This window comes from Xanthomonas sp. DAR 80977, assembly GCF_041240605.1.
In the GTDB taxonomy this organism is placed as follows: domain Bacteria; phylum Pseudomonadota; class Gammaproteobacteria; order Xanthomonadales; family Xanthomonadaceae; genus Xanthomonas_A; species Xanthomonas_A bundabergensis.
The window spans coordinates 3125103-3150342 of the sequence record NZ_CP162487.1 but is presented as its reverse complement, the minus strand read 5'-3'; the positions used below and the strand labels follow the sequence as shown (position 1 = coordinate 3150342).

The following is a 25240-nucleotide window of genomic DNA, read 5'->3' as shown; positions in this document are numbered from 1 at the left end:
TCGCCCCAATCCCTCTCTCCCACGGGGACGTCCTTCGGTCGCCGATGGGAGAGGGGCTTATATCTCGCCAAACCTCACCCCGGCTGGGGCGGGGCTCAAATCGATAGGTGATCCGATGAAACTGTGTGGCTTCGAAGTCGGCCTGGACCAGCCGTTGTTCCTGATCGCCGGCCCGTGCGTGATCGAGTCGATGCAGCTGCAGCTGGACGTGGCCGGCAAGCTCAAGGAGATCACCGGCAAGCTGGGGATCAACTTCATCTTCAAGTCGAGTTTCGACAAGGCCAACCGCACCTCCGGCACCAGCTTCCGCGGCCCCGGCCTGGAAGAAGGGCTGAAGGTGCTGGAAGCGGTGAAGCGGCAGATCGGCGTGCCGGTGCTGACCGACGTGCACGAGTACACCCCGATGCACGAGGTCGCGGCGGTGGTCGACGTGCTGCAGACCCCGGCGTTCCTGGTGCGGCAGACCGACTTCATCAGGAACGTCTGCGCCGCCGGCAAGCCGGTCAACATCAAGAAGGGCCAGTTCCTGTCGCCGTGGGACATGAAGCCGGTGGTGGACAAGGCCAAGTCCACCGGCAACGAGCAGATCATGGTCTGCGAGCGCGGCGCCAGCTTCGGCTACAACAACCTGGTCAGCGACATGCGCTCGCTGAGCGTGATGCGCGAGACCGGCTGCCCGGTGGTGTTCGACGCCACCCATTCGGTGCAGCTGCCGGGCGGGCAGGGCGGCACGTCCGGCGGCCAGCGCGAGTTCGTGCCGGTGCTGGCGCGCGCGGCGGTGGCGGTGGGCGTGTCCGGCGTGTTCGCCGAGACCCATCCGGATCCGTCCAAGGCGCTGTCCGACGGCCCCAATGCCTGGCCGCTGGACAAGATGGAAGCGCTGCTGGAAACGTTGATGGCGCTGGACGCGATCACCAAGCGCAACGGCTTCCTGGAGCACGGGCTGGGCTGACGCGGCGATCGCGGCGCCGCGCCGCGCCGCGCCTGCGCCGGACGCACCCGTCGCGCTTGCCGCGGCGCCTGCGTGCCGGCGCCGGCAGCGCCGCGTCCGAGGCCGGGGCGGCGCGCCGTTCATTTGGCAAGCAGCGGCGCTGCGGCCATAATCCGACGGTTTCCGGTGTCCCCCTCCTTTCCTGGTAGCCGACTGGACCTATGACCACTATCGCCAAGATCCACGCCCGCGAGATTCTCGATTCTCGCGGCAATCCCACGCTCGAAGCGGAAGTCACGCTGGCCGACGGCTCCCTGGGCCGCGCCGCGGTGCCGTCGGGCGCTTCCACCGGCACCAAGGAAGCGGTCGAGCTGCGCGATGGCGACAAGACCCGTTACCTGGGCAAGGGCGTGCGCAAGGCGGTGGAGAACGTCAACGCCACCATCGCCACCGCGCTGCAGGGCTTCGACGCGGCCGACCAGCAGGGCCTGGACCGGCGCCTGATCGACCTGGACGGCACCGAGAACAAGGGCCGCCTCGGCGCCAACGCGCTGCTCGGCGTGTCGCTGGCCAATGCGCATGCGGTCGCCGCCTCGCGCAAGCAGGCGCTGTGGCAGTACCTGGCCGGCAGCAACACCGCCAACGTGGCGCTGCCGGTGCCGATGATGAACATCATCAACGGCGGCGCGCATGCCGACAACAACGTCGATTTCCAGGAATTCATGGTGCTGCCGGTCGGCGCCGCCTCGTTCTCCGAGGCGCTGCGCGCCGGCACCGAGATCTTCCACGCGCTCAAGGCGGTGCTGAAGGGCCATGGCCTGTCCACCGCGGTCGGCGACGAGGGCGGCTTCGCGCCGGACTTCCGCAGCAACGTGGAAGCGCTGGACACCATCCTCGAGGCGATCGGCAAGGCCGGCTACACCGCCGGCGAGGACGTGCTGCTGGGCCTGGACGTGGCCTCCAGTGAGTTCTACGACAACGGCAAGTACCACCTGGTGGGCGAGGGCAAGCGCCTGACCAGCGAGCAGTTCGTCGACTTCCTCGCCGACTGGGCCGCGCAGTACCCGATCATCAGCATCGAGGACGGCCTGGCCGAGGACGACTGGGCCGGCTGGAAGCTGCTGACCGACCGCCTGGGCAGCAAGGTGCAGCTGGTCGGCGACGACCTGTTCGTGACCAACCCGAAGATCTTCAAGCAGGGCATCGAGTCCGGCACCGCCAACGCGATCCTGATCAAGGTCAACCAGATCGGCACCCTGACCGAGACCCTGGAAGCGATCGCGATGGCCGACAAGGCCGGCTACGCGGCGATCGTCTCGCACCGTTCCGGCGAGACCGAGGACACCACCATCGCCGACATCGCCGTGGCCACCACCGCCACCCAGATCAAGACCGGCTCGCTGTGCCGCAGCGATCGCGTGGCCAAGTACAACCAGCTGCTGCGGATCGAGGAAGCGCTGGGCAGCGGCGCGCGCTACGCGGGGCGCGACGCATTCGTCTCGCTCAAGCGGTAGGCCGTGCGCAACTGGCGCTGGCTGCTGCTGGTGCTGGCGGGACTGCTGGCGTGGCTGCAGTACCGTTTCTGGCTCGGTCCGGGCAATTCCGGCGAGGTGCTGGTGCTCGAGAGCCAGGTCGAGCACCAGAAGCGCGATAACGAAGGCCTGCGGCAACGCAATGCCGCGCTCGCCGCCGAGGTCAAGGACCTCAAGGACGGCGAGGCGGCGATCGAGGAGCGCGCGCGCAGCGAGCTGGGCATGATCAAGCCGGGCGAGAAGTTCTATCGCGTCGTCGAGGACGCGCCGGTGCCCGTCGCGCCGGCCGCCGACGGCACCCCGGCGCAGGCGCCGGCCGCGCCGAGCGAGCAACCCTGATGGCCACGGTCTGGGCGGTGGTGCCGGCCGCCGGCCGCGGCACCCGTTTCGGCAGCGCCACGCCCAAGCAGTATCTGCAGGCGGGCGGGCGGCCGTTGATCGCGCATGCGCTGGAGGCCTTGCTGGCGCATCCGGCGGTGGCCGGGGCGATGGTCGCGCTCGGCGCCGACGATGCCGATTGGCCGGGCTGGAGCGAACTGGCCGGCAAGCCGGTGCTGACCTGCGTCGGCGGCGCCAGCCGCGCCGGCTCGGTGCTGGCCGCGCTGGACGCCCTGCCGGACACGGTCAAGCCGGACGATTTCGTGCTGGTGCACGATGCGGCGCGCCCGAACCTGGCGCAGGCCGACCTGGACCGGCTGCTGGAGACCGGGCGCGGCGATCCGGTCGGCGCGATCCTGGCCGCGCCGGTGCGCGACACGCTCAAGCGCGCCGGCGACGATGGCGGCATCGACGCCACCGAACCGCGCGAGCGCCTGTGGCGCGCGCTGACACCGCAGCTGTTCCGGCGCCTGCAACTGAGCCGGGCGCTGGAACAGGCCGCGGCCGCCGGGGTCGAGGTCACCGACGATGCGATGGCGATGGAGTTGCTGGGCCTGCGGCCGCTGCTGGTCGAGGGCGCCGAGGACAACTTCAAGGTCACCACCCCGGCCGACCTGGTGCGCTTCGAGTTCGAACTGTTCCTGCGCGCGCGGCAGCCGTGAAGCGGCCGCGCCGCGCTGCGGCGTCGCGCCGCCGATGCCTTCCTTTTTTCCTCTTGCGATCCTGCGATGCCCATGCCTGAATTTCCTCCCTTCCGTATCGGCCAGGGCTACGACGTGCACGCCTTCGGCGACGGCGACCACGTGATGCTCGGCGGCGTGCGCGTGCCGCACACGCGCGGCGTGCTCGCGCACAGCGACGGCGACGTGGTGATCCATGCGCTGTGCGATGCGCTGCTCGGCGCGCTGGCGCTGGGCGACATCGGCCAGCATTTCCCGCCGTCGGACCCGCGCTGGAAAGGCGCCGACAGCGCGCAGTTCCTGAGCCATTGCGAGCAGTTGCTGCGCGAGCGCGGCTGGCAGCTCGGCAACGCCGACGTCACCGTGATCTGCGAGCGGCCCAAGGTCGGCCCGCATGCGCTGGCGATGCGCGAACGCCTGGCCGCGCTGCTGCAGGTCGGCATCGAGCGCTTCAGCGTCAAGGCCACCACCAGCGAGCAGCTCGGCTTCACCGGCCGCGGCGAGGGCATCGCGGCGCAGGCGGCGGTGCTGCTGGTGGCGCTGTGAGCGAATTGCCGCGCGCGTTCGGCGCCGCGCCGCTGCAGGCGCGCATGCGCAGCGTGGCCGAGGACTTCCAGGTCGACGAAGTGCCCGCGTTCGAGCCGAGCGGCGAGGGCGAGCATCTGCTGCTGACCGTGCGCAAGCGCGGCATGAACACCGCCTTCGCCGCGCGCCGCCTGGCGCAGTGGGCCGGCGTGGCCGAGATGGCGATCGGCTACGCGGGCATGAAGGACCGGCATGCGGTCACCACCCAGCGGTTCTCGGTGCACCTGCCCAAGCGCGTGGCGCCGGCGCTGGAGGCGCTGCACAGCGACGACCTGCAGGTGCTGCAGTCGCAGTGGCACAACCGCAAGCTGCCGCGCGGCGCGCTGGCCGGCAATGGCTTCGTGCTGGTGTTGCGCGAGGTGCGCGGCGAGCGCGCCGCGATCGAGGCGCGGCTGGCGCAGATCGCCGCGCGCGGCATCCCCAACTGGTTCGGCGAGCAGCGCTTCGGCCGCGACGGCGGCAACGTCGGCGCCGCGCTGGCGATGTTCGGCGGGCGCCGGGTCCGCCGCGAACAGCGCTCGCTGCTGCTGTCGGCGGCGCGCTCGGAACTGTTCAACCGGGTGCTGGCCGCGCGCGTGGCGGCACGCAACTGGGACAGCGCGCTGGACGGCGAGGTGTGGCTGCTCGACGGCAGCCGCAGCGTGTTCGGCCCGGAACCCTGGTCCGACGTGCTGGGCGAGCGGCTGCAGCGCTTCGACATCCATCCTTCGGCGCCGTTGTGGGGCGCGGGCGAATTGCGCAGCGCCGACGCGGCGCGCGCGCTGGAACTGGCGGCGCTCGCCGATGCGACGTCGCTGCGCTTGCGCGAGGGCCTGGAGCGCGAAGGCCTGAAACAGGAGCGGCGCGCCACCCGCCTGCGCGCGGCCGAGCTGCAATGGCGCTGGCTGGACACGGACGGCGCCGCGCTGGAGCTGCGCTTCGCGTTGCCGCCGGGCAGCTATGCCACCGCGCTGCTGCACGAGCTGGGCGACGTGGTCGACGCCGGGCAACAGGCGCAGGCCGAGCCGGCCGCGCAGGACTAGGTCGTGTGGCGCGGCGTCAGCGCCGCGCCAGCAGCACCAGCATCGCCCCGGTGCCGCCTTGCGCGGGCGGCGCCGAATGGAACGCCAGCACATCGTTGCGCTGGCGCAGCAGGCGATCGACCAGGTTCTTCAGCATCGGGATGCCGCCGGACTGCAGGCCCTTGCCGTGCACGATGCGCACGCAGCCGTACTCGTGCGCGTGCGCCTCGGCGATGAACTGGCGCAACAGCGCCTCGGCCTGCGCCGCGTTGGCGCCGTGCAGGTCGAGTTCGTCCTGCGCGGAGAACTGGCCGCGGCGCAGGCGCTGGAACACGCGCGCCGGCACGGTCTCGCGGCGATAGCTGGCCACGTCGCCGGCCTCCAGCGGCGAGGCGTCGCGCAACAGGCGCTGGAACTCGCCCTGCGCCTCGGCGTCGTCGCGTTCGGCCATGCGCGCGCGCGGCTTCGGCCGCGGCTTGGCGTTGGCCGGCGGCGTCGCATTGAGCGGCGTGACCGCACCGATCGCCGCGCGGAACAGGGCGGCGGGATCTTCGTCTTCGGGTTGCGACATGCGCACAGCCTAACCTGCCGACGCCGTCACGCAAGCGCGCTGTCAGCGACCTGGCAGGATGCATCCGGTATCATGCCGGGGTTTCCGAGGAGCACCATGCGCGTATTAGTGAGCAACGACGATGGCGTCGACGCCCCCGGCATCCGCATGCTGGCCGAGCAACTGCGCGGCGCGGGCCATGAAGTGACCGTGGTCGCGCCGGACCGCGACCGTTCCGGGGCGAGCAACTCGCTGACCCTGGACCTGCCGATCCGGCTCAAGCGCATCGACCACTACACCTGCAGCGTCGCCGGCACGCCGACCGACTGCGTGCACCTGGCGCTCACCGGCATGCTCGAATACGAACCGGACATCGTGGTTTCCGGGATCAACAACTCGGCCAACCTGGGCGACGACGTGATCTATTCCGGCACGGTGTCGGCGGCGATGGAAGGGCGCTTCCTGGGCCTGCCGGCGGTGGCGGTGTCGCTGGTCACCCACAACCACGAGCCCAAGCACTTCCAGACCGCCGCGCGCGCCGCGGTGGAGATCGTGGCGCGGCTGAAGGCCGATCCGCTGCCGGCCGACACCATCCTCAACGTCAACGTGCCGGACCTGCCGTGGAGCGAGCTCAAGGGCTTCGAGGTCACCCGGCTCGGCAATCGCCACCGTTCCGAGCCGTGCCTGCCGCAGCCGGATCCGCGCGGCGGCACCGTGTACTGGATCGGCCCGGCCGGCCGCGAGCAGGACGCCGGCCCCGGCACCGATTTCCACGCGGTGCGTACCGGCTTCATCTCGATCACCCCGATCCAGGTCGATCTGACCCGCTACCAGGCGCTGGAGACCGTCGCCAGCTGGGTCGGCGGGCTCACCGCCGCGCTGGACAACCCGGCATGACCCCGCGGCTGCGCCTGCAACCGGAAGCGATCGGCATCGGCATGACCTCGCAGCGCGTGCGCGACCGCCTGGTCGAGCGCCTGCGCGAGGCCGGCATCCGCGACGAAACCGTGCTCAACGCGGTGCGCACGGTGCCGCGGCACCTGTTCATCGACGAGGCGCTGGCCTCGCGCGCCTACGAGGACACCGCGTTGCCGATCGGCCACGGCCAGACCATCTCGCAGCCGTGGGTGGTGGCGCGGATGACCGAGACCGTGCTCGAGGCGGCGCCGAAGAAGGTGCTGGAAGTGGGCACCGGCTCCGGCTACCAGGCCGCGATCCTGGCCGCGCTGGGGCTGGAGGTCTATACCGTGGAACGCATCGGCGACCTGCTGCGGCAGGCGCGCAAGCGCTTGCGCCAGCTCGGCATGAACGTGCGCAGCAAGCACGACGACGGCCGCATCGGCTGGGCCGAGCACGGCCCCTACGATGCGATCGTGGTCACCGCCGCGGCGCCGGCGCTGGTCGATGCGCTGGTCGAGCAGCTGGCGCCGGGCGGCTGCCTGGTGGCGCCGGTCGGCGGTCCCTCGTCGCAATCGCTGGTGCGCCTGCGCCGCGATGCCGACGGCAGGATCGAACAGGACATTCTGGCGCCGGTGACCTTCGTCCCGCTGCTGTCGGGCATGCTGGATTGAATCACCCTCGATTGAGTCACCGGAGCTGGGTTGCATGAAGATATTCGGGCCGTTGTACGAACGCGCCATCGCCTGGTCGCGCCACCGCCGCGCGCCGACGTTCCTGGCCGGGCTCAGCTTCGCCGAGGCGATCGTGTTCCCGGTGCCGCCGGAAGTGATGCTGGCGCCGATGTCGCTGGCGCAGCCGCGGCGCGCGCTGTGGTTCGCCACGCTGAGCCTGATGGGATCGCTGGCCGGCGCGCTGGTCGGCTACATGCTCGGCCATTTCGCCTTCGCCGCGGTGCAGCCGCTGATCGAATGGCTGGGCTGGACGCAGAAGATCGACGCGCAGGTCAGCCACCTGCGCGAGGTGGTGGCCGAGTCGCCGTGGCGTGCGTTCTGGCTGCTGGTACTGGCCGGTTTCACCCCGATCCCGCTGAAGATATTTACCTGGGCCTCAGGCATCGTGGGAATCCCGCTGCTACCGTTCCTGGCGAGCATGCTGGTCGGCCGTGGCAAGCGCGTGTATCTGGTGGCCGGTGCGATCCGCCTGGGCGGGCCGCGCGCGGAAGCCGCGTTGCGCCGCTGGATCGAACCGCTCGGTTGGGTCGCGATGGCGATCCTGGCGCTGCTGGTGGTGTGGGTCATATGGAGAGCGAAGTACGGATGAGCGTCGATCGGGTGGTGCGTAACGGCCTGCGTGGCAGCGTGTGCTTGCTGGTGGCGATCGGCCTGGGGGCATGCAGCAGCGCCACCGTGGTGCGCACCTCCGGTGCGCCCGGCAAATCCAGCGCGGCGGCGCCGCGCCCGTCGGTGCCCAAGCCCGGAGTCAGCGCCACCGTGCGCCGTGGCGACACGCTGTATGCGATCGCCCGCGCCAACAACATCGCGCCGCAGGACCTGGCCGCCTGGAACCGGCTGCCGCCGCCGTACACGATCTACCCCGGGCAGTCGCTGAAGCTGTATCCGCCGGGCGGCGGCACGGTCGCGGCGCGGCCCGGCAGCGCCGTGGTGCCGCCGCCGACCGCGTCGGGAACGGCAGTGCGTCCGCCGGCCGCGGCGGCGCCGACCCCGGTCAGCAGCGGCTTCAGCTGGCGCTGGCCGGCCGACGGCGCCGTGGTCAGCCGCTTCGTCGCCGGCGAGACCACCAAGCAGGGCGTGGACATCGCCGGCAGCAGCGGCCAGGCGGTGCGCGCGGCCGCCGATGGCGTGGTGGTGTACTCGGGCGCCGGCCTGGTCGGCTACGGCGAGCTGATCATCATCAAGCACAACGAACAATGGCTGTCGGCCTACGGCCACAACCGCAAGCGCCTGGTCAACGAAGGCCAGAACGTGAAGGCCGGCGAGCAGATCGCCGAGATGGGCCGCAGCGGCGCCGCGCGCGACATGCTGCACTTCGAGATCCGCTACAACGGCAAACCGGTCGACCCATTGCTGTACCTGCCCAGCAAATAACCGGCACGTCATCGATCGGGCGGATCCCCGGCCCGGCGCAGCGCGCCGGGCGCTCAGCGGCGCGCGGTCCGGTGGACCGCAAGCGGCGCCGCTTCGCCCACGACAACGGCAAACCGGTCGATCCATTGCTGTACCTATCCAGCAAATAACCGGCACGTCATCGATCGGGCGGATCCCCGGCCCGGCGCAGCGCGCCGGGCGCTCAGCGACGCGCGGTCCGGTGGACCGCAAGCGGCGCCGCTTCGCCCACGACAACGGCAAACCGGTCGATCCATTGCTGTACCTATCCAGCAAATAACCGGCACGTCATCGATCGGGCGGATCCCCGGCCCGGCGCAGCGCGCCGGGCGCTCAGCGGCGCGCGGTCCGGTGGACCGCAAGCGGCGCCGCTTCGCCCACGACAACGGCAAACCGGTCGATCCATTGCTGTATCTGCCCAGCAAATAACCGGCACGTCATCGATGGGTGGATCCGCGGCCCGGCGCAGCGCGCCGGGCGCTCAGCGGCGCGCGGTCCGGTGGACCGCAAGCGGCGCCGCTTCGCCCACGACAACGGCAAACCGGTCGACCCATTGCTGTACCTGCCCAGCAAATAACCGGCACGTCATCGATCGGGCGGATCCCCGGCCCGGCGCAGCGCGCCGGGCGCTCAGTTGCCCGCCTTTGCTTTTGTAGGAGCGGCTTCAGCCGCGACCGGGCATTACCTGTGATGGTCGGTCGCGGCTGAAGCCGCTCCTGCAAAAAAGCGTGGCGGGGGAACGTGTAGATCGGACACCGCGCCGTGCGGTGCCAGGCTCAGCCTTCGAGCAGGAATCCGACCGCCACGCGCCGGCCTTCGGCGGCCAGCACGTTGTAGGTGCGCGCCGCGGCGGCGTTGTTCATCACTTCGATGCCGATGCCGCGGGTCAGGAACAGCGCCAGCGCGGCGGCGGGCGGGAACACCTGGCGCTCGCCGGTGCCCAGGATCACCAGCGCCGGGTTCAGCTCCAGCAGCGGCTGCAGTTGCTGCGGCTGCAGCTCGGCCGCGGCCGGGGCGTCCCACTGCTCGACCAGGGTGTCCGGGGCGAGGATGAAGCTGCGGGTCAGCAGGCGATCGTTCACCTTGGCCTGGCGGCCGTCGGCCATGCGCAGGGTGTAGGCGTAGTCGGGCAGGTCCTGGGTCAGCTGCATGAGGTCACCGGGAAGCGGATCAGCCGCGCGGCAGCACGATCTGGCGGTCTTCCTTGGCCGGGCGGTACAGGATCGCGGTATGGCCGATCCGCTGCACCAGCACGCTGTGCGATTGCTCGACCAGGCTGGCGATGCTCGCGTCGCGGGCCTCGCGGTCGTCGCCGCCGACCTTCACCTTGACCAGCTCGTGGCGCTCCAGCACCTCGTCCAGTTCGGCCAGGAAGGCCGGCGTGATGCCCTTGCCGCCGATCTGCAGCAGGGGTTTGAGGTCGTGCGCCAGGCCGCGCAGGAAGCGGTTCTGGGACGGGGTCAGGCTGATCGACATGCAGGCGGGAACGGGGTTGCCAAGGGCGATCAGGGTATCATGGCCGCCCACCACGACCGCGATCCCATGGCAACCCGCAGCAAAAGCAGCCAACGCTGGCTCCGCGAACATTTCGCCGACCCCTTCGTGAAGAAGGCCCAGGCCGAAGGCATGCGTTCGCGTGCCGCCTACAAGCTGGAAGAGCTGCTGCAGCGCGACAAGCTGCTCAAGCCGGACATGCTGGTGGTCGATCTCGGCGCCGCGCCGGGCGGCTGGTCGCAGCAGGTGCGCAAGTCGCTGGGCGAGCGCGGCCGGGTGCTGGCGCTGGACATCCTGGAGATGCCGCCGCTGGCCGGCGTGGAGTTCCTTCACGGCGACTTCAGGGAAGACGCGGTGCTATCGCAGTTCGAGGAAATGCTGGGCGGCAACCCGGTAGACCTTGTGCTGTCGGATATGGCCCCCAATAAAAGCGGCATGGATGCGGTCGACCAGCCGCGGATGATGCATCTGGCCGAATTGGCGATGGCGTTCGCCGATACCCACCTGAAGCCGGGCGGGGCGTTCCTGATCAAGCTGTTCCAGGGCGTCGGGTCCGACGACTACATCCGCGAGATGCGCCGCCGCTATGAGAAGGTGTCGATCCGCAAACCGGCTGCATCGCGCAAGCGCTCGCCGGAGGTCTACGCCCTCGGGCAGGGCAAGCGCGCCCAGATCAAGTAAGCTGAACCCGTCGCATCACGCATAGAGAAAGAGTTGAAGGGACACCGGAGCCAATGAGGATGAACGACTTGACCAAGAATCTGTTGCTGTGGGTAGTCGTCGCCGTCGTGCTGATGGTGGTGTTCCAGAGCTTCTCGCCACGGCTGGCCGGCGGCCCCGGCAACGACACCGTGACCTACACCCAGTTCCTGAAGGAAGTGGACGGCGGGCGGGTGAAGTCGGTCGACTTCACCGACGACACCGGGCTGTCGGTGACCGCGATCCGCTTCAAGCGCAACGATGGCAGCGAGAGCACGGTCTACGGGCCGCGCGACGACAAGCTGGTCGACGTGCTGTACAGCAAGAACGTGGAGATGACCCGGCAGAAGCCGGCCAACGGCCCGAGCTTCTGGTCGCTGGTGCTGAACTTCCTGCCGGTCATCCTGATCATCGGCTTCTGGCTGTTCATCATGCGCCAGATGCAGGGCGGCGGCGGCGGCGCCAAGGGCGCGATGTCGTTCGGCAAGTCGCGCGCCAAACTGCAGGGCGAGGACCAGATCAAGATCACCTTCGCCGACGTCGCCGGCTGCGACGAGGCCAAGGAAGAGGTCAGCGAACTGGTCGACTTCCTGCGCGACCCGACCAAGTTCACCAAGCTCGGCGGCAAGATCCCGCGCGGCGTGCTGATGGTCGGCCCGCCCGGCACCGGCAAGACGCTGCTGGCCAAGGCCATCGCCGGCGAGGCCAAGGTGCCGTTCTTCAGCATTTCCGGTTCCGATTTCGTCGAGATGTTCGTCGGCGTCGGCGCCAGCCGCGTGCGCGACATGTTCGAGCAGGCCAAGAAGCACGCGCCGTGCATCATCTTCATCGACGAAATCGATGCGGTCGGCCGGCATCGCGGCGCCGGCCTGGGCGGTGGCCACGACGAGCGCGAGCAGACCCTGAACCAGTTGCTGGTGGAGATGGACGGGTTCGAGGGCGGCGAAGGCGTGATCGTGATCGCCGCGACCAACCGTCCGGACGTGCTCGACCCGGCGCTGCTGCGCCCGGGCCGCTTCGACCGCCAGGTGGTGGTCGGCCTGCCGGACGTGCGCGGCCGCGAGCAGATCCTGAAGGTGCACATGCGCAAGCTGCCGCTGGCCGACGACGTCGAGCCGATGGTGATCGCGCGCGGCACCCCGGGCTTCTCCGGCGCCGACCTGGCCAACCTGTGCAACGAGGCGGCGCTGTTCGCCGCGCGCGAGACGGTCAAGGAGGTCCGCATGGACCATTTCGACCGCGCCCGCGACAAGATCCTGATGGGCTCGGAGCGTCGCTCGATGGCGATGAGCGAGGAAGAGAAGACGCTGACCGCCTACCACGAGGCCGGCCATGCCATCGTCGGCCGCCTGGTGCCGGAGCACGATCCGGTCTACAAGGTCACGATCATCCCGCGCGGGCGTGCGCTGGGCGTGACCATGTACCTGCCGGAAGGCGACAAGTACTCGATCAACCGGGTCGCGATCCAGTCGCAGCTGTGCTCGCTGTACGGCGGCCGCGTCGCCGAGGAGCTGATCTTCGGCACCGACAAGGTCACCACCGGCGCGTCCAACGACATCGAGCGCGCGACCAAGATGGCGCGCAACATGGTCACCAAGTGGGGCCTGTCCGACGAGTTGGGTCCGATCGCCTACGGCGAAGAGGACGACGAGGTCTTCCTCGGCAGGTCGGTGACCCAGCACAAGAGCGTGTCCGACGACACCGCGCGGCGCATCGACGAAGTGGTGCGGTCGATCCTCGACAAGGCGTATGCGAACACCACCCAGATCCTGACCCAGAACCTGGACAAGCTGCACGTGATGGCCAAGCTGCTGCTCGAGTACGAGACCATCGACGTGCCGCAGATCGACGCGATCATGGAAGGCCGCGATCCGCCGCCGCCGATGGGCTGGAACAAGTCCGGCAAGGATGGCGGCAACGACAAGGGCAGTTCGCGGCCGCTGCCGCCGATCGCCGGGCCGGCCGAGCAGCTGTAAGCGGCACGCTCGGGTCCGCCACAAACAAGGCCAGGGAGCGATCCCTGGCTTTTTTGTTGCCGGTGCGCCGCGCCGCTCGGCCGTCGGCCGCATCGGCGAAGGCAATGTTCCGATCCCGGGCGCATGCCGCTGCCGGGTCGTCGCGCGCATGCCGACTGCGCGACAATGGCCGCCCATCGCCACGGCCCGCCGCCCATGCCATCGCCCGCCTGTCCCTCGCTGCCGCCGGTTGCGAACGCAGCCGCCGCCCTGACGCGCCGCGTCGCCGCGCGGATCGCGACCAGCCGCGTGTGCAGCCTGTCCGTGTACTGCGGCAACCCTCGGGAGCACCGCTGATGTTCGAGACCTCGCCGAGCCTGGACTGCGGCGGCCGCCGCCTGCTGCTGGATCGTCCGCGGGTGATGGGCATCGTCAACGTCACCCCCGATTCGTTTTCCGACGGCGGCGCGCATGCGACGGTGGAGGCGGCGGTGGCGCACGGCCTGCGCCTGGCCGAGGAAGGCGCCGACCTGCTCGACATCGGCGGCGAATCGACCCGCCCGGGCGCCACCCCGGTGCCGGTGGAGGAGGAACTGCGCCGGGTCGTCCCGGTGATCGAGCGGCTGGCGGCGCAGACCGCGTTGCCGCTGAGCGTGGACACCTTCAAGCCGGAGGTGATGCGCGCGGCGGTCGCCGCCGGCGCCGGCATGATCAACGACATCCAGGCCTTGCGCCGGCCCGGCGCGCTGGACGCGGCGGCGCAGCTGCGCGTGCCGGTGGTGCTGATGCACATGCCCGACGACGCCTACGCCGCGGGCAGCGCGCCGCACTACGACGACGTGGTCGGCGAGGTGCACCGGTTCCTGGCCGAGCGCATCTTCGCCGCGGAAATGGCCGGCATCGACAAGCGCCGGCTGCTGGTCGACCCCGGCTTCGGCTTCGGCAAGGGCACCGCCGACAACCTGCAGTTGCTGGCGCAGCTGTCGCGGCTGGTCGAACTCGGCGTGCCGGTGCTGGCAGGGCTGTCGCGCAAGCGCAGCATCGGCGAGCTGACCGGACGCACCGCGCCGGAGCAACGGGTGGCCGGCTCGGTGGCGGCGCACCTGCTGGCGGCGCAGCGCGGCGCGCTGCTGCTGCGCGTGCACGATGTCGCCGCCACGGTGGACGCGCTGAAGGTCTGGCAGGCGCTGGCGGCGGTGCCGCTGCCGCGCAGCGGCGCCGCACCCGCCGCGATCCGCTGGCCGGACGAGGAGTGATGGCGGCCGACGCGCGCCCGCGCGCGATCGCGCTGATGGGGCCGACCGCGTCGGGCAAGACCGCCGCGGCGATCGCCCTGGCCGAGCGCCACGGCGGCGAGATCGTCAGCGTGGATTCGGCCCTGGTCTACCGCGGATTGAACATCGGCGCGGCCAAGCCCGACGCCGCGCAGCTGGCGCGGGTGCCGCACCATCTGCTGGACCTGCGCGATCCGTGGCAACCCTATTCGGCCGCCGAGTTCGCGGTGGACGCGCGCGCCGCGCTGGATGCGATCGTCGCCCGCGGCCGCCTGCCGATCCTGGCCGGCGGCACCGGGCTGTATTTCCAGGCGCTGCTGGAAGGCCTGGCGCCGATGCCGCCGGCCGATCCGCAGCTGCGCGCGGCGCTGGCCGCGCGCGCACAGGCCGAAGGCTGGGCGGCGCTGCACGCGCAGCTGCAGCGGGTCGATCCGCTGGCCGCGCGGCGGATCCGGCCCGGCGATGCGCAGCGCATCCAGCGCGCGCTGGAGGTGTTCGAGCTCAGCGGCCGCCCGATCAGCGCCTGGCAGGCGCAGCCCGCGCCGCCGCGGCTGCCGCTGCGGGTGCTCAAGCTGGTGCTGGCGCCGGCCGCGCGTGCCCTGCTGCACCGTCGCATCGAACTGCGCTTCGACGCGATGCTGGCGCAGGGCTTCCTCGACGAGGTGCGGGCGCTGCGCGCGCTGCCGGCGCTGCGCCAGGTGGCGCAGCCGCTGGAGCTGCCGGCGGTGCGCGCGGTCGGCTACCGCCAGGCCTGGGAACACCTGGACGGCGCCAGCGATGCGGCCACGTTCCGCGAGCGCGCCATCGCCGCCACCCGCCAGCTGGCCAAGCGCCAGCTGACCTGGCTGCGCGGGGAGCTGGACGCGCGCTGGTTCGACCCCGAATGCGACGGCGCACGCCTGGATGTGGCAGTGGCGGACTTTCTTGGCTGATTTGGCTACACGCCGCGCTGTGCTAGTGCCCGCGGTTGTGTAACATCGACGGTCCGGGCCACGGCAGGGGAGCTGCAGTGCCGTCCCGGGCACATAAAAACAATAAACGGGAGTGAAGCATGTCCAAGGGGCAATCCTTACAGGATCCTTTCCTGAACGCGCTGCGTCGCGAACGGGTGCCGGTGTCGGTGTACCTGGTCAACGGCATCAAGCTGCAGGGTACCATCGAGTCCTTCGACCAATTCGTGGTGCTGTTGCGCAACACCGTGAGCCAGATGGTCTACAAACACGCCATTTCCACCGTGGTGCCCGCGCGCAACGTGCGCGTCGGACCGGGCGGTGGCTATGTGCAGCAGAACGAGGGTGGTAGTGCGGGCGATGACGAAGCCGAGTAGGACGCTGTTGAAGACCGGAGCCGCGGGTGTTTGATCGTTCCCGCCGCGGCGAGCATGCACTGCTGATCCAGCCCTATGCCGGGGGACCGTTGGAGGACGACGTGCTGGAGGAGTTCGCCGACCTGGCGCGCTCCGCCGGCGCCAGCATCGCCGCCACGCTGACCGCGCGCATCGACAAGCCGAGTCCGTCGACGCTGATCGGCAGCGGCAAGCTGGAAGAGGTCAAGGCCGCGGCGGACGCCAGCGGCGCCGACCTGATCCTGGTCAACCATGCGCTCAGCCCGGGCCAGGAGCGCAACCTGGAGAAGTACCTGGAGCGGCGGGTGATCGACCGCACCGGGCTGATCCTGGACATCTTCGCGCAACGCGCGCGCAGCCACGAAGGCAAGCTGCAGGTCGAGCTGGCGCAGCTGCGGCACATGGCCACGCGGCTGGTGCGCGGCTGGACCCACCTGGAGCGCCAGCGCGGCGGTTCGATCGGCCTGCGCGGCCCCGGCGAAACCCAGCTGGAAACCGACCGCCGGCTGCTGCAGAAGCGGGTCGAGCAGCTGCAGAAGCGGCTGGAGAAGGTCGAGGTGCAGCACACCCAGATGCGCCGCGCGCGGGTGCGCAGCGAACTGCCGCGGATCGCGGTGGTCGGCTACACCAATGCCGGCAAGTCGACCCTGTTCAACGCGCTGACCGGTGCCGAGGCCTACGCCGCCGACCAGCTGTTCGCGACGCTGGATCCGACCGTGCGCCGCATCGCGCTGCCCGGCGGCAATGCGATGCTGGCCGACACCGTCGGCTTCGTGCGCAACCTGCCGCACGAACTGGTCGCCGCGTTCCGCTCGACCCTGTCCGAGGCGCGCGAGGCCGATTTCCTGCTGCACGTGGTCGATGCCGCCGACCCGTTGCGCGAGGAGCGCATCGCCCAGGTCGACGAGGTGCTGCACGCGGTCGGCGCCGGCGATCTGCCGCAGCTGCTGGTGTTCAACAAGATCGACCGCATCGAGGGCGCCGAGGTGCGCCACGATGCGCAGGACGGCGTGCCCGACGAGGCGCGCCGCGAGCGGGTCTGGATCTCGGCACGCGACGAACGCGGCCTTGACCTGCTGCAGGGCGTGATCGGCCAGCGCCTGGGGCTGCAGCACGTGCAGGGCAGCCTGCGCCTGCCGCCCAGCGCCGGCCGGCTGCGCTCGCAGCTGCACCAGTTGCAGGTGATCCGCGGCGAGCAGGCCGACGAGGACGGCTGGCTGCTGCAGGTGGACATCCCGATCACCGAGGCCGAACGCCTGGCCGCCAGCGCCGACGGCGCGCCGATCCGCGCGCTGCTGCCGCCGCGCGAGGAAGAGGAGTGGCAACGGCGCTAGCCGCCGCGTGCGGATGACGCTGTCGCCGACGTCGCCGGGATGCATCTTCGACTCAGGCGCTCGCAGCTTGCGCAGGTTCTGTAGGAGCGGCTTCAGCCGCGACCGGCACTGACGGTACGCCCCGTCGCGGCCGAAGCCACTCCTGCACGGCGCCCTCTGCATTGGCGAGCCGCTGTTCCTCTCCCGTGCATGACCGCGATAGCGATGGCGCAGGCATGCCGGCGCGCCTGCGCCTGACGTACCAGCGCCAGCCACCGACGCCACGATCGCCGAAGCCACGCATCGCGTCGCACCGCGCAAGCGCGACAGCCGTGGCGAATTGGGCTACAAAGCGCATTGGTTTCCCGAGCAGCGCCATGAACGTCCCCACCGATCCGCAACTCCTGCAGCTCGCCACTGCGCTCAGCGATCAGCTGCGCACCGCGCGCGAGCGCCTGGTCACCGCCGAGAGCTGCAGCGGCGGCTGGATCGCCAAGGCGATGACGGATATCTCCGGCTCCTCGGACTGGTTCGACTGCGGCATGGTCGCGTACAGCTACGAGGCCAAGCAGGCGCTGCTCGGCGTGCGTCCGCAGACCCTGGAGCACCACGGCGCGGTCAGCCGCGAGACGGTGATCGAGATGGTGTCCGGCGCCTTGGTCAATTCCGGCGCCAGCATCGCGGTGGCGGTGACCGGCATCGCCGGCCCCGGCGGCGGCTCCGCCGACAAGCCGGTCGGCACCGTGTGGGTGGGCTGGAAGCGGCGCGGCGGCTACGCCAGCGCGCAGTTGTTCCACTTCGACGGCGACCGCGACGCGGTGCGCCGGCAGACCGTCGCCGCGGCGTTGCACGGACTCGGCGCGCTGCTGTGAACGCCGGCGGACTCTAGGTGGCGACCGCGATGTGGGAGGCGCTGAGCACCGTTCGCGACCTGGGGCGATTGCAGGAAATCGCCTCGGTGCTGATCCGCTACGGCTTCGGCGACGTGGTCCGCCGCATCGGCATGGCCGACGTGCTGGAGCGCGCCGGGCGCCTGCTGCACTGGCACAACGCCGAGGAGATGCTGCGCATGTCGGCGCCGCAGCGGGTGCGGCGCGCGCTGCAGGATCTCGGCCCGACCTTCGTCAAGCTCGGCCAGGTGCTGGCCACGCGCGTGGACCTGCTGCCGCCGGACTGGATCGAGGAACTCAGCGAACTGCAGAACGCGGCGCCGGCGCTGCCCTACGAACAGATCCTGCCGCAACTGCTGGAGGCGCTGGGCGAGGCGCCATCGGCGATCTTCGCCCGGGTCGAGGAAATGCCGCTGGCCGCCGCCTCGCTGGCGCAGACCCACCGCGCCTGGCTGCACGACGGCACCGCGGTGGTGATGAAGGTGCGCCGCCCCGGCATCCGCGACGTGATCGAGGCCGACCTGCGGCTGCTGGCACGGCTGGCGGAGATCGTCGAGGCGCGCGCCGCCGACCTCAAGCGCTACCACCCGGCCGAGGTGGTGCACCAGTTCACCGTGTCGCTGCGGCGCGAACTGGATTTCGCCGGCGAATGCCGCAACGCCGAGCGCATCGCCGCCAATTTCCAGGGCCACGACGAGATCGTGATCCCGCGCGTGCACTGGCAGTGGACCTGCGAGACCCTCAACGTGCAGGACTTCGTCGACGGCATCGGCGGGCGCGATCTGGCCGGTGTGGATGCCGCCGGCCTGGACCGGCGCCAGCTGGCCCGCGTCGGCGCCGACATCGTGCTGAAGATGGTGCTCGAGGACGGCTGCTTCCACGCCGATCCGCACCCCGGCAACATCTTCTACCTGCCCGGCGAGCGCATCGCGGTGATCGATTTCGGCATGGTCGGGCGCATCTCCGAGCAGCGCCGCTACCAGGTCGTGCAATTGCTGCACGGGCTGGTCACGCAGGAGGCCGAGGCGGTCGCCGACGTGCTGCTGGAATGGACCGACGGCGATGCCGAGATCGACGAGGCGCGGCTGCAGCTGGAGATCGCCGGCTTCGTCGACCAGTACCGCGGCGTGCCGCTGAAGGAGCTGCGCGTCGGCGCGATGCTCGGCGACGTCACCGCGATCCTGCGCCAGCATGCGCTGGCGCTGCCGGCCGACCTGGCGCTGATGATCAAGACCTTCCTGACCCTGGAAGGGGTAGGGCGCCAGCTCGACCCGGACTTCGACATGGCCGGCGCCGCGGCGCCGTACCTGGAGCGGGTGATGCTGCAGCGCTTCGCCCCGCGCGCGATGGCCAAGCGCGGCCGCCGTACCGTGCTCGGCGCGCTGGAGCTGCTGGGCGACCTGCCGCGCGACACCCGCCGGCTGCTGCAGGCGGCGCGGCGCGGCCGCCTGCAGCTCAATGTCGAGACCACCTCGCTGAAGGGCTTCGGCGACCAGGTCAACCGCGCCGCCAACCGGCTGACCATGGGCATCGTCACCGCGGCGCTGATCATCGGCTCCTCGATCGTCATGAACAGCGTCGGCGGCGTCTCCAGCCGCTGGCTGCTGGCGATCGGCGTGGGCGGCTTCATCGGCGCGGCGCTGTCGGGGGTGTGGATCCTGATCTCGATCTGGCGCAGCGGCCGCTGAACGGAGCGGCGCGGCGCCGGCGGAGGAAGGCTGGGGCCGCGGACCACGCGACAGTTGCCCATTTCCGTTTTTAGTAGTATTACTACTAACCATGGAACTGACCGAAACCCAGCAAGCGATCCTCGACCTGATCGCCCAGCGTATCGAGCACGACGGCGCGCCGCCCTCGCAGACCGAGATCGCCCGCGCCTTCGGCTTCAAGGGCGTGCGCGCCGCGCAATACCACCTGGAAGCCCTGGAGCAGGCCGGCGCGATCCGCCGCGTGCCCGGCCAGGCGCGTGGCATCCGGCTGGTGAGCGGCGCCGCCGCACCGGCGCCGGCGCCGCAGGTCGACAGCGCCGACATCCTGCGCCTGCCGGTGCTGGGGCGGGTCGCCGCCGGCCTGCCGATCGGCGCGGACATCGGTTCGGACGATTTCGTGGTGCTGGACCGGGTGTTCTTCTCGCCGGCGCCGGACTACCTGCTGAAGGTGCAGGGCGACTCGATGCGCGACGAAGGCATCTTCGACGGCGACCTGATCGGCGTGCACCGCACCCGCGACGCCCGTTCCGGGCAGATCGTGGTGGCGCGGATCGACGAGGAGATCACGGTCAAGCTGCTGAAGATCGGCAAGGACCGCATTCGCCTGCTGCCGCGCAACCCCGACTACGCGCCGATCGAGGTCCTGCCCGATCAGGACTTCGCCATCGAAGGCCTGTACTGCGGGCTGCTGCGGCCCAATCGTTGAACGCCTTGCGCGAGCAAGGGATGCACTACACCGCCAGCCGGATTTTTCCGACCTGGCACATCGCCATTCGCCGCTGTCGTACACGGGCTCGGACGGATTATTTTTTCTTCGCCGCACACCGTCTCAGCCTGTGCGATACCTGGCCGCTAAATTGAACCTACCCCGCAAATCACCCTCACCTCCGAAGGACACCAAAATGGACGAGAACAAGAAGCGCGCGCTCGCCGCTGCCCTGAGCCAGATCGAGAAGCAGTTCGGCAAGGGCTCGGTGATGCGGATGGGCGATCGCATCATCGAAGCCGTCGAGGTGATTCCGACCGGCTCGCTGATGCTGGACATCGCGCTGGGCATCGGCGGCCTGCCGAAGGGCCGCGTGGTCGAGATCTATGGCCCGGAATCCTCGGGCAAGACCACCCTGACCCTGCAGGCCATCGCCGAGTGCCAGAAGAAGGGCGGCACCGCGGCGTTCATCGATGCCGAGCACGCGCTGGACCCGATCTATGCCGGCAAGCTCGGCGTCAACGTCGACGAACTGCTGCTGTCGCAGCCGGATACCGGCGAGCAGGCGCTGGAAATCGCCGACATGCTGGTGCGCTCGGGTTCGGTCGACATCGTGGTGGTCGACTCGGTCGCCGCGCTGACCCCGAAGGCCGAAATCGAAGGCGAGATGGGCGACCAGCTGCCGGGCCTGCAGGCCCGCCTGATGAGCCAGGCGCTGCGCAAGCTGACCGGCAACATCAAGCGCTCCAACACGCTGGTGGTGTTCATCAACCAGCTGCGCATGAAGATCGGCGTGATGATGCCGGGCCAGAGCCCGGAAGTGACCACCGGCGGCAACGCGTTGAAGTTCTATGCCTCGGTGCGCCTGGACATCCGCCGCATCGGCGCGATCAAGAAGGGCGACGAGATCATCGGCAACCAGACCAAGATCAAGGTGGTCAAGAACAAGCTGGCGCCGCCGTTCAAGCAGGTCATCACCGAGATCCTTTACGGCGAAGGCATCAGCCGCGAAGGCGAGCTGATCGACATGGGCGTGGAAGCCAAGCTGGTCGAGAAAGCCGGTGCCTGGTACAGCTACGGCAGCGAGCGCATCGGCCAGGGCAAGGACAATTCGCGCCAGTACCTGCGCGACAACCCGCAGGTGGCGGCGAAGCTGGAAAGCGAGCTGCGCGAGAAGTTCCAGCCCACGGAAATCGCGCCGAGCGCGGCCGAAGCCGAGGACGCCGACGCAGACGCCGAGGCGTGATGGTCTTCTGCCGGGGGAGCGGTGGAGTCAGTGCCGCTCGTCTCCCTCGGCAGTCTTGAGCAAGCCAGGAGGGCAGGTGCCAAGGACGGCACATTGATGATCGTGGCGGTGAGCCTGCATGGGTGACGACGAACAAGCACAGCAACCGCGCCGGCGCCGCCGGCAGCCGGAGCAGACGCCGCTGCAGAAGGCCTTGGGCCTGCTGGTGCGCCGCGAGCATTCACGCAAGGAACTGACCCGCAAATTGCGGGTACGCGGCGTGGAACCGGATGATGCCGCCGCCGCGGTGGAGCGCCTGGCGGGCGAGGGCTGGCAGGACGACGGTCGCTTCGCCGAACTGCTGGTGCGCAGCCGCGCCAATACCGGCTACGGACCCTTGCACATCCGCGCCGAACTGGGCACCCACGGCCTGGACAGCGAGGCCATCGCCACCGCGATGGCCGCATTCGAGGGCGATTGGACCGAAAACGCCCGCGATCTGGTGCGGCGGCGCTTCGGCGCGGCCGGCCCGGTGGACCTGCCACAGCGGCGCAAGGCCGCCGATCTGCTGGCGCGGCGCGGGTTCGACGGCGACAGCATCCGCGCGGCCACGCGTTACGAGCCGGAGGACTGAGCGGGCCGGGCCTGCTAACCTTGGCGGATTGTCTTGTCCGGTTTCCGCACGCCCTCATCTTGAGGGGGTACGCCCGGAAATCCGTCCGCTCGTCTATAGCCAGCCCATGAACGCACCCGCCAAATTCTCCACCTCCCAGATCCGCAGCGACTTCCTCGAGTTCTTCAACGGGAAGGGCCATACCATCGTTCCGTCGGCGCCGCTGGTGCCGGGCAACGATCCGACGCTGCTGTTCACCAATTCCGGCATGGTGCAGTTCAAGGACGTGTTCCTGGGTGCCGAGAAGCGCAGCTACGTGCGTGCGGCCGACGTGCAGCGCTGCCTGCGCGCCGGCGGCAAGCACAACGACCTGGATTCGGTCGGCTATACCGCCCGCCATCACACCTTCTTCGAGATGCTGGGGAACTGGTCGTTCGGCGACTACTTCAAGAAAGAGGCGATCGCCTGGGCCTGGGAACTGTTGACCCAGGTCTGGAAGCTGCCTGCGGAGCGCCTGCTGGTCACCGTCTACCACACCGACGAGCAGGCCTACGAACTGTGGCGCGACATGATCGGGGTGCCGCCGGAGCGGATCGTGCGCATCGGCGACAACAAGGGCGCGCCGTACGCCTCGGACAACTTCTGGCAGATGGCCGACACCGGTCCCTGCGGCCCGTGCACCGAGATCTTCTACGACCACGGCGCACATATCGCCGGCGGCCCCCCGGGCTCGCCGGACGAGGACGGCGACCGCTTCATCGAGATCTGGAACCTGGTGTTCATGCAGTTCGACCGGCAGCCCGACGGCACCCTGGTGCCATTGCCGGCGCCGTGCGTGGATACCGGCATGGGCCTGGAGCGCCTGGCCGCGATCCTGCAGCACGTGCACAGCAACTACGAGATCGACCTGTTCCAGACCCTGATCCGCCACGCCTCCGAGCTGACCGGCATGGCCGACCTGGAGAACAAGTCGCTGCGCGTGATCGCCGACCATATCCGCGCCTGCGCGTTCCTGATCGTCGACGGCGTGCTGCCGTCCAACGAAGGCCGCGGCTACGTGCTGCGCCGGATCATCCGCCGCGCCCTGCGCCATGGCTGGATGCTCGGCGTGCGCCAGCCGTTCTTCCACAAGATGGCGGCCACCCTGTCCGGGCTGATGGGCGAGGCCTATCCGGAACTGCCGGCCGCGCTGTCCACCGTGCAACGCGCGTTGCAGGCCGAAGAGGAGCGCTTTGCCGAGACCCTCGACGCCGGCATGAAGATCTTCGACGAGATCGCCGGCCGCGCCAGCGGCACGATCCCCGGCGCCGACGCGTTCCGCCTGTACGACACCTATGGCTTCCCGGTGGATCTCACCGCGGACATCGCCCGCGAGCGCGGCATGGACGTGGACATGGCCGGCTTCGAAAGCGCGATGGAGCGCCAGCGCGAGACCGCGCGCGCGGCCGGCAAGTTCGGTGGCGGCACCACGTTGCCGGCCGACCTGGTGGCGCAGCTCGTTCCCACGGTGTTCCTCGGCTACGACGCGCTGCAGGCCGATGGCCTGAAGGTGGTCGCGCTGTTGCGCGACGGACGCCCGGTCGAGTCGATCGAGACCGGCGATGCGGCGATCGTGCTGCTCGATCGCACGCCGTTCTACGCCGAATCCGGCGGCCAGGTCGGCGACCTGGGCCAGCTGGGCGCGGACGGCGTGCTGTTCGAGGTCGAGGAGACGCAGAAGTTCGCCGGCCAGTTCCACGGCCATGTCGGCCGCCTGCGCAGCGGCCGCCTGCAGGTCGGCGCCACGCTGTCGGCGCAGGTCGACAGCGCCCGCCGCGGCGCCACCATCCTCAACCATTCCGCCACGCACCTGCTGCATGCCGCGCTGCGCGAGGTGCTCGGCACCCATGTGCAGCAGAAGGGCTCGCTGGTCGCGCCGGACCGGCTGCGCTTCGACTTCTCGCACTTCCAGCCGCTGAGCGCCGAAGAGCTTGCCGTGGTCGAGCGCAAGGTCAACGCGCAGGTGCGCGCCAACCATGCGGTCGAAGTGCACCACATGGGCATGCAGGAAGCGCTGGATTTCGGCGCGATGGCGCTGTTCGGCGAGAAATACGGCGAACGCGTGCGCGTGCTGAAGATGGGCGACTATTCCACCGAACTGTGCGGCGGCACGCATGTGTCGCGTACCGGCGATATCGGCCTGTTCAAGATCACCAGCGAGGGCGGCGTGTCCGCCGGCGTGCGCCGCATCGAGGCGGTGACCGGGCAGGGCGCCCTGGACCATGTGGCGGCCGAAGAGGCCAAGCTGCGCGAGGCGGCCGAGCTGGTCGGCGGCAGCGCCAGCGACGTGGTCGACAAGATCCGCCAGCTGGGCGACAAGCACAAGCGCCTGGAACGCGAACTGGAGGCGCTGAAGGCCAAGCTGGCCTCCGGCGCCACCGCCGACCTGGCCGCCGCGGCGGTCGAGGTGGCCGGGGTGAAGGTACTCGCGGTGCGCCTGGAAGGCTTCGACGCCAAGGCCTTGCGCGAGGCGATGGACCGCCTGAAGCAGCAGTTGGGCGACAGCGTGATCGTGCTGGCCGGGGCCAGCGAGGGCAAGGCGGCCCTGGTCGCCGGGGTGAACGGAAGCCCAACGGGCCGGGTCAAGGCCGGGGAACTGTTGAGCCATATCGCCGGTCAGATCTCGGGCAAGGGCGGCGGCCGCCCGGACCTCGCCCAGGGTGGTGGCGAGGACGGGCCCGCCCTTGCCCTTGCGCTTGAAGGCGTGTCTGCCTGGGTCAAGCAACATCTCCCCTGAACACGAAGTCGCACCGCCTTGCTGGCAGGGCGCGGCTTCCCTTAACATCGATCTTCTTTTCCCTTTCGTTATGGGGCGCCCCGTGCCGGGACGCCGTACCGGTGGGAATCACCGGTTCCCTGGAGAATTTTAAAAATGTTGATCCTGACTCGCCGGGTAGGCGAAACCTTGATGATCGGCGATTCGGTCACCGTGACGGTGCTTGGGGTCAAGGGCAATCAAGTGCGCATCGGCATCACCGCACCCAAGGACGTCGCGGTGCACCGCGAAGAAATCTACCAGCGCATCCAGCGCGGCGACGAGCCCACCTCGCACGGTGGCGGTCACGGCGACCAATCTTCCGATTGATGCGCGGAAAGGGTTTACCTGAGACCCTACAAACCGGTATCCTTCGCGCCCGGTCGCGGAATATCCGCAGCGTCTAGATCCGGAGTGATGCCCGAGCGGCTGAAGGGGCTCCCCTGCTAAGGGAGTATAGGGTCAAAAGCTCTATCGAGGGTTCGAATCCCTCTCACTCCGCCAGTGTCAAGGAAACGCCCGCAAATCAACGATTTGCGGGCG

General features: G+C 69.8%; 26 protein-coding genes and 1 tRNA gene. 24 read left to right on the top strand and 3 right to left on the bottom strand.

Going from position 1 to position 25240, the window contains the following annotated elements:
• Positions 1-115 precede the first annotated feature (115 nt).
• The 6 genes from kdsA to truD all read left to right on the top strand — a co-directional run bounded on the left by kdsA (position 116) and on the right by truD (position 5128).
• Positions 116-952 (top strand): 3-deoxy-8-phosphooctulonate synthase, encoded by an 837-nt coding sequence (kdsA, locus tag AB3X10_RS13300; protein ID WP_369975539.1) that lies wholly within the window; start codon positions 116-118, stop codon positions 950-952.
• A gap of 200 nt (positions 953-1152) precedes the next feature.
• A complete protein-coding gene (eno, locus tag AB3X10_RS13295) occupies positions 1153-2445 on the top strand; it encodes a phosphopyruvate hydratase (RefSeq protein ID WP_369975538.1) in 1293 nt (430 codons plus the stop codon).
• 3 nt (positions 2446-2448) lie between these two features.
• Positions 2449-2802 (top strand): cell division protein FtsB, encoded by a 354-nt coding sequence (gene ftsB / locus AB3X10_RS13290; RefSeq protein WP_369975537.1) that lies wholly within the window; start codon positions 2449-2451, stop codon positions 2800-2802.
• On the top strand, positions 2802-3503 hold the full coding sequence (ispD, locus tag AB3X10_RS13285; RefSeq protein ID WP_369975536.1) for a 2-C-methyl-D-erythritol 4-phosphate cytidylyltransferase: 702 nt from the start codon (positions 2802-2804) through the stop codon (positions 3501-3503). The genes ftsB and ispD overlap by 1 nt, the downstream gene beginning before the upstream one ends.
• 66 nt (positions 3504-3569) lie before the next feature.
• Positions 3570-4067 carry a 2-C-methyl-D-erythritol 2,4-cyclodiphosphate synthase gene (ispF, locus tag AB3X10_RS13280; protein WP_369975534.1) on the top strand — a complete coding sequence of 166 codons (498 nt, stop codon included), beginning with the start codon at positions 3570-3572 and terminating at the stop codon, positions 4065-4067.
• Between the two features lie 44 nt (positions 4068-4111).
• Positions 4112-5128 (top strand): tRNA pseudouridine(13) synthase TruD, encoded by a 1017-nt coding sequence (gene truD / locus AB3X10_RS13275; protein ID WP_369981819.1) that lies wholly within the window; start codon positions 4112-4114, stop codon positions 5126-5128.
• Positions 5129-5144: 16 nt separating this feature from the next.
• Here truD and AB3X10_RS13270 read toward each other — a convergent pair whose 3' ends face one another.
• Positions 5145-5678, bottom strand: coding sequence for a Smr/MutS family protein (locus AB3X10_RS13270; RefSeq protein ID WP_369975532.1), 534 nt, complete (start codon positions 5676-5678; stop codon positions 5145-5147).
• A 96-nt stretch (positions 5679-5774) separates the two neighbouring features.
• Between AB3X10_RS13270 and surE the strand changes: the two genes are divergently transcribed.
• From surE to AB3X10_RS13250, 4 genes are read left to right on the top strand one after another with little or no spacing between them, the layout of a single operon-like run.
• The gene (gene surE, locus AB3X10_RS13265; protein ID WP_369975530.1) at positions 5775-6554 is read left to right on the top strand and encodes a 5'/3'-nucleotidase SurE; all 780 of its coding nucleotides are present in this window, start codon (positions 5775-5777) and stop codon (positions 6552-6554) included.
• Entirely contained in the window at positions 6551-7228 is a 678-nt protein-coding gene (locus AB3X10_RS13260) for a protein-L-isoaspartate(D-aspartate) O-methyltransferase (RefSeq protein WP_369975528.1), read from the top strand. Before surE ends, AB3X10_RS13260 begins: the two co-directional genes overlap by 4 nt.
• A 34-nt stretch (positions 7229-7262) precedes the next feature.
• Complete coding sequence (locus AB3X10_RS13255) at positions 7263-7877, top strand: YqaA family protein (RefSeq protein ID WP_369975526.1); 615 nt, start codon at positions 7263-7265, stop codon at positions 7875-7877.
• A complete protein-coding gene (locus AB3X10_RS13250; protein WP_369975525.1) occupies positions 7874-8662 on the top strand; it encodes a peptidoglycan DD-metalloendopeptidase family protein in 789 nt (262 codons plus the stop codon). The genes AB3X10_RS13255 and AB3X10_RS13250 overlap by 4 nt, the downstream gene beginning before the upstream one ends.
• A 794-nt stretch (positions 8663-9456) precedes the next feature.
• On the opposite strand, the gene AB3X10_RS13245 is transcribed toward AB3X10_RS13250, so the two are convergent.
• Positions 9457-9831: an Mth938-like domain-containing protein gene (locus AB3X10_RS13245; protein WP_369975523.1), complete on the bottom strand. Its 375-nt coding sequence runs from the start codon at positions 9829-9831 to the stop codon at positions 9457-9459.
• 19 nt (positions 9832-9850) lie between these two features.
• Positions 9851-10156, bottom strand: coding sequence for a ribosome assembly RNA-binding protein YhbY (gene yhbY / locus AB3X10_RS13240; RefSeq protein WP_228319471.1), 306 nt, complete (start codon positions 10154-10156; stop codon positions 9851-9853).
• 66 nt (positions 10157-10222) lie between these two features.
• Here yhbY and rlmE point away from each other — a divergent pair, with 66 nt between their 5' ends.
• From rlmE to AB3X10_RS13170, 14 genes are all read left to right on the top strand, one after another.
• On the top strand, positions 10223-10855 hold the full coding sequence (gene rlmE, locus AB3X10_RS13235; RefSeq protein ID WP_145701708.1) for a 23S rRNA (uridine(2552)-2'-O)-methyltransferase RlmE: 633 nt from the start codon (positions 10223-10225) through the stop codon (positions 10853-10855).
• A 59-nt stretch (positions 10856-10914) separates the two neighbouring features.
• A complete protein-coding gene (gene ftsH, locus AB3X10_RS13230; protein ID WP_186451383.1) occupies positions 10915-12849 on the top strand; it encodes an ATP-dependent zinc metalloprotease FtsH in 1935 nt (644 codons plus the stop codon).
• A 335-nt stretch (positions 12850-13184) separates the two neighbouring features.
• The gene (folP, locus tag AB3X10_RS13225) at positions 13185-14084 is read left to right on the top strand and encodes a dihydropteroate synthase (RefSeq protein ID WP_369975522.1); all 900 of its coding nucleotides are present in this window, start codon (positions 13185-13187) and stop codon (positions 14082-14084) included.
• A complete protein-coding gene (miaA, locus tag AB3X10_RS13220; protein ID WP_369975521.1) occupies positions 14084-15034 on the top strand; it encodes a tRNA (adenosine(37)-N6)-dimethylallyltransferase MiaA in 951 nt (316 codons plus the stop codon). Before folP ends, miaA begins: the two co-directional genes overlap by 1 nt.
• A gap of 119 nt (positions 15035-15153) precedes the next feature.
• Positions 15154-15429, top strand: a complete 276-nt coding sequence (gene hfq, locus AB3X10_RS13215) for an RNA chaperone Hfq (protein WP_045727300.1) — start codon at positions 15154-15156, stop codon at positions 15427-15429.
• A gap of 26 nt (positions 15430-15455) precedes the next feature.
• Positions 15456-16781 carry a ribosome rescue GTPase HflX gene (gene hflX, locus AB3X10_RS13210; RefSeq protein WP_369975519.1) on the top strand — a complete coding sequence of 442 codons (1326 nt, stop codon included), beginning with the start codon at positions 15456-15458 and terminating at the stop codon, positions 16779-16781.
• A gap of 356 nt (positions 16782-17137) precedes the next feature.
• Entirely contained in the window at positions 17138-17632 is a 495-nt protein-coding gene (locus tag AB3X10_RS13205; RefSeq protein WP_191826501.1) for a CinA family protein, read from the top strand.
• A gap of 29 nt (positions 17633-17661) precedes the next feature.
• Positions 17662-19338 (top strand): 2-polyprenylphenol 6-hydroxylase, encoded by a 1677-nt coding sequence (ubiB, locus tag AB3X10_RS13200; protein ID WP_369981817.1) that lies wholly within the window; start codon positions 17662-17664, stop codon positions 19336-19338.
• Between the two features lie 91 nt (positions 19339-19429).
• Positions 19430-20065 (top strand): transcriptional repressor LexA, encoded by a 636-nt coding sequence (lexA, locus tag AB3X10_RS13195; RefSeq protein WP_145700282.1) that lies wholly within the window; start codon positions 19430-19432, stop codon positions 20063-20065.
• Between the two features lie 196 nt (positions 20066-20261).
• Positions 20262-21311: a recombinase RecA gene (gene recA / locus AB3X10_RS13190; RefSeq protein ID WP_145700280.1), complete on the top strand. Its 1050-nt coding sequence runs from the start codon at positions 20262-20264 to the stop codon at positions 21309-21311.
• A 118-nt stretch (positions 21312-21429) separates the two neighbouring features.
• Entirely contained in the window at positions 21430-21924 is a 495-nt protein-coding gene (recX, locus tag AB3X10_RS13185; RefSeq protein WP_369975517.1) for a recombination regulator RecX, read from the top strand.
• Positions 21925-22030: 106 nt separating this feature from the next.
• Entirely contained in the window at positions 22031-24679 is a 2649-nt protein-coding gene (gene alaS / locus AB3X10_RS13180; RefSeq protein ID WP_369975515.1) for an alanine--tRNA ligase, read from the top strand.
• Between the two features lie 135 nt (positions 24680-24814).
• Positions 24815-25027, top strand: a complete 213-nt coding sequence (csrA, locus tag AB3X10_RS13175; protein ID WP_145700275.1) for a carbon storage regulator CsrA — start codon at positions 24815-24817, stop codon at positions 25025-25027.
• Between the two features lie 81 nt (positions 25028-25108).
• A tRNA-Ser gene (locus tag AB3X10_RS13170) sits at positions 25109-25201 on the top strand.
• The last annotated feature ends 39 nt before the right edge of the window (positions 25202-25240 follow it).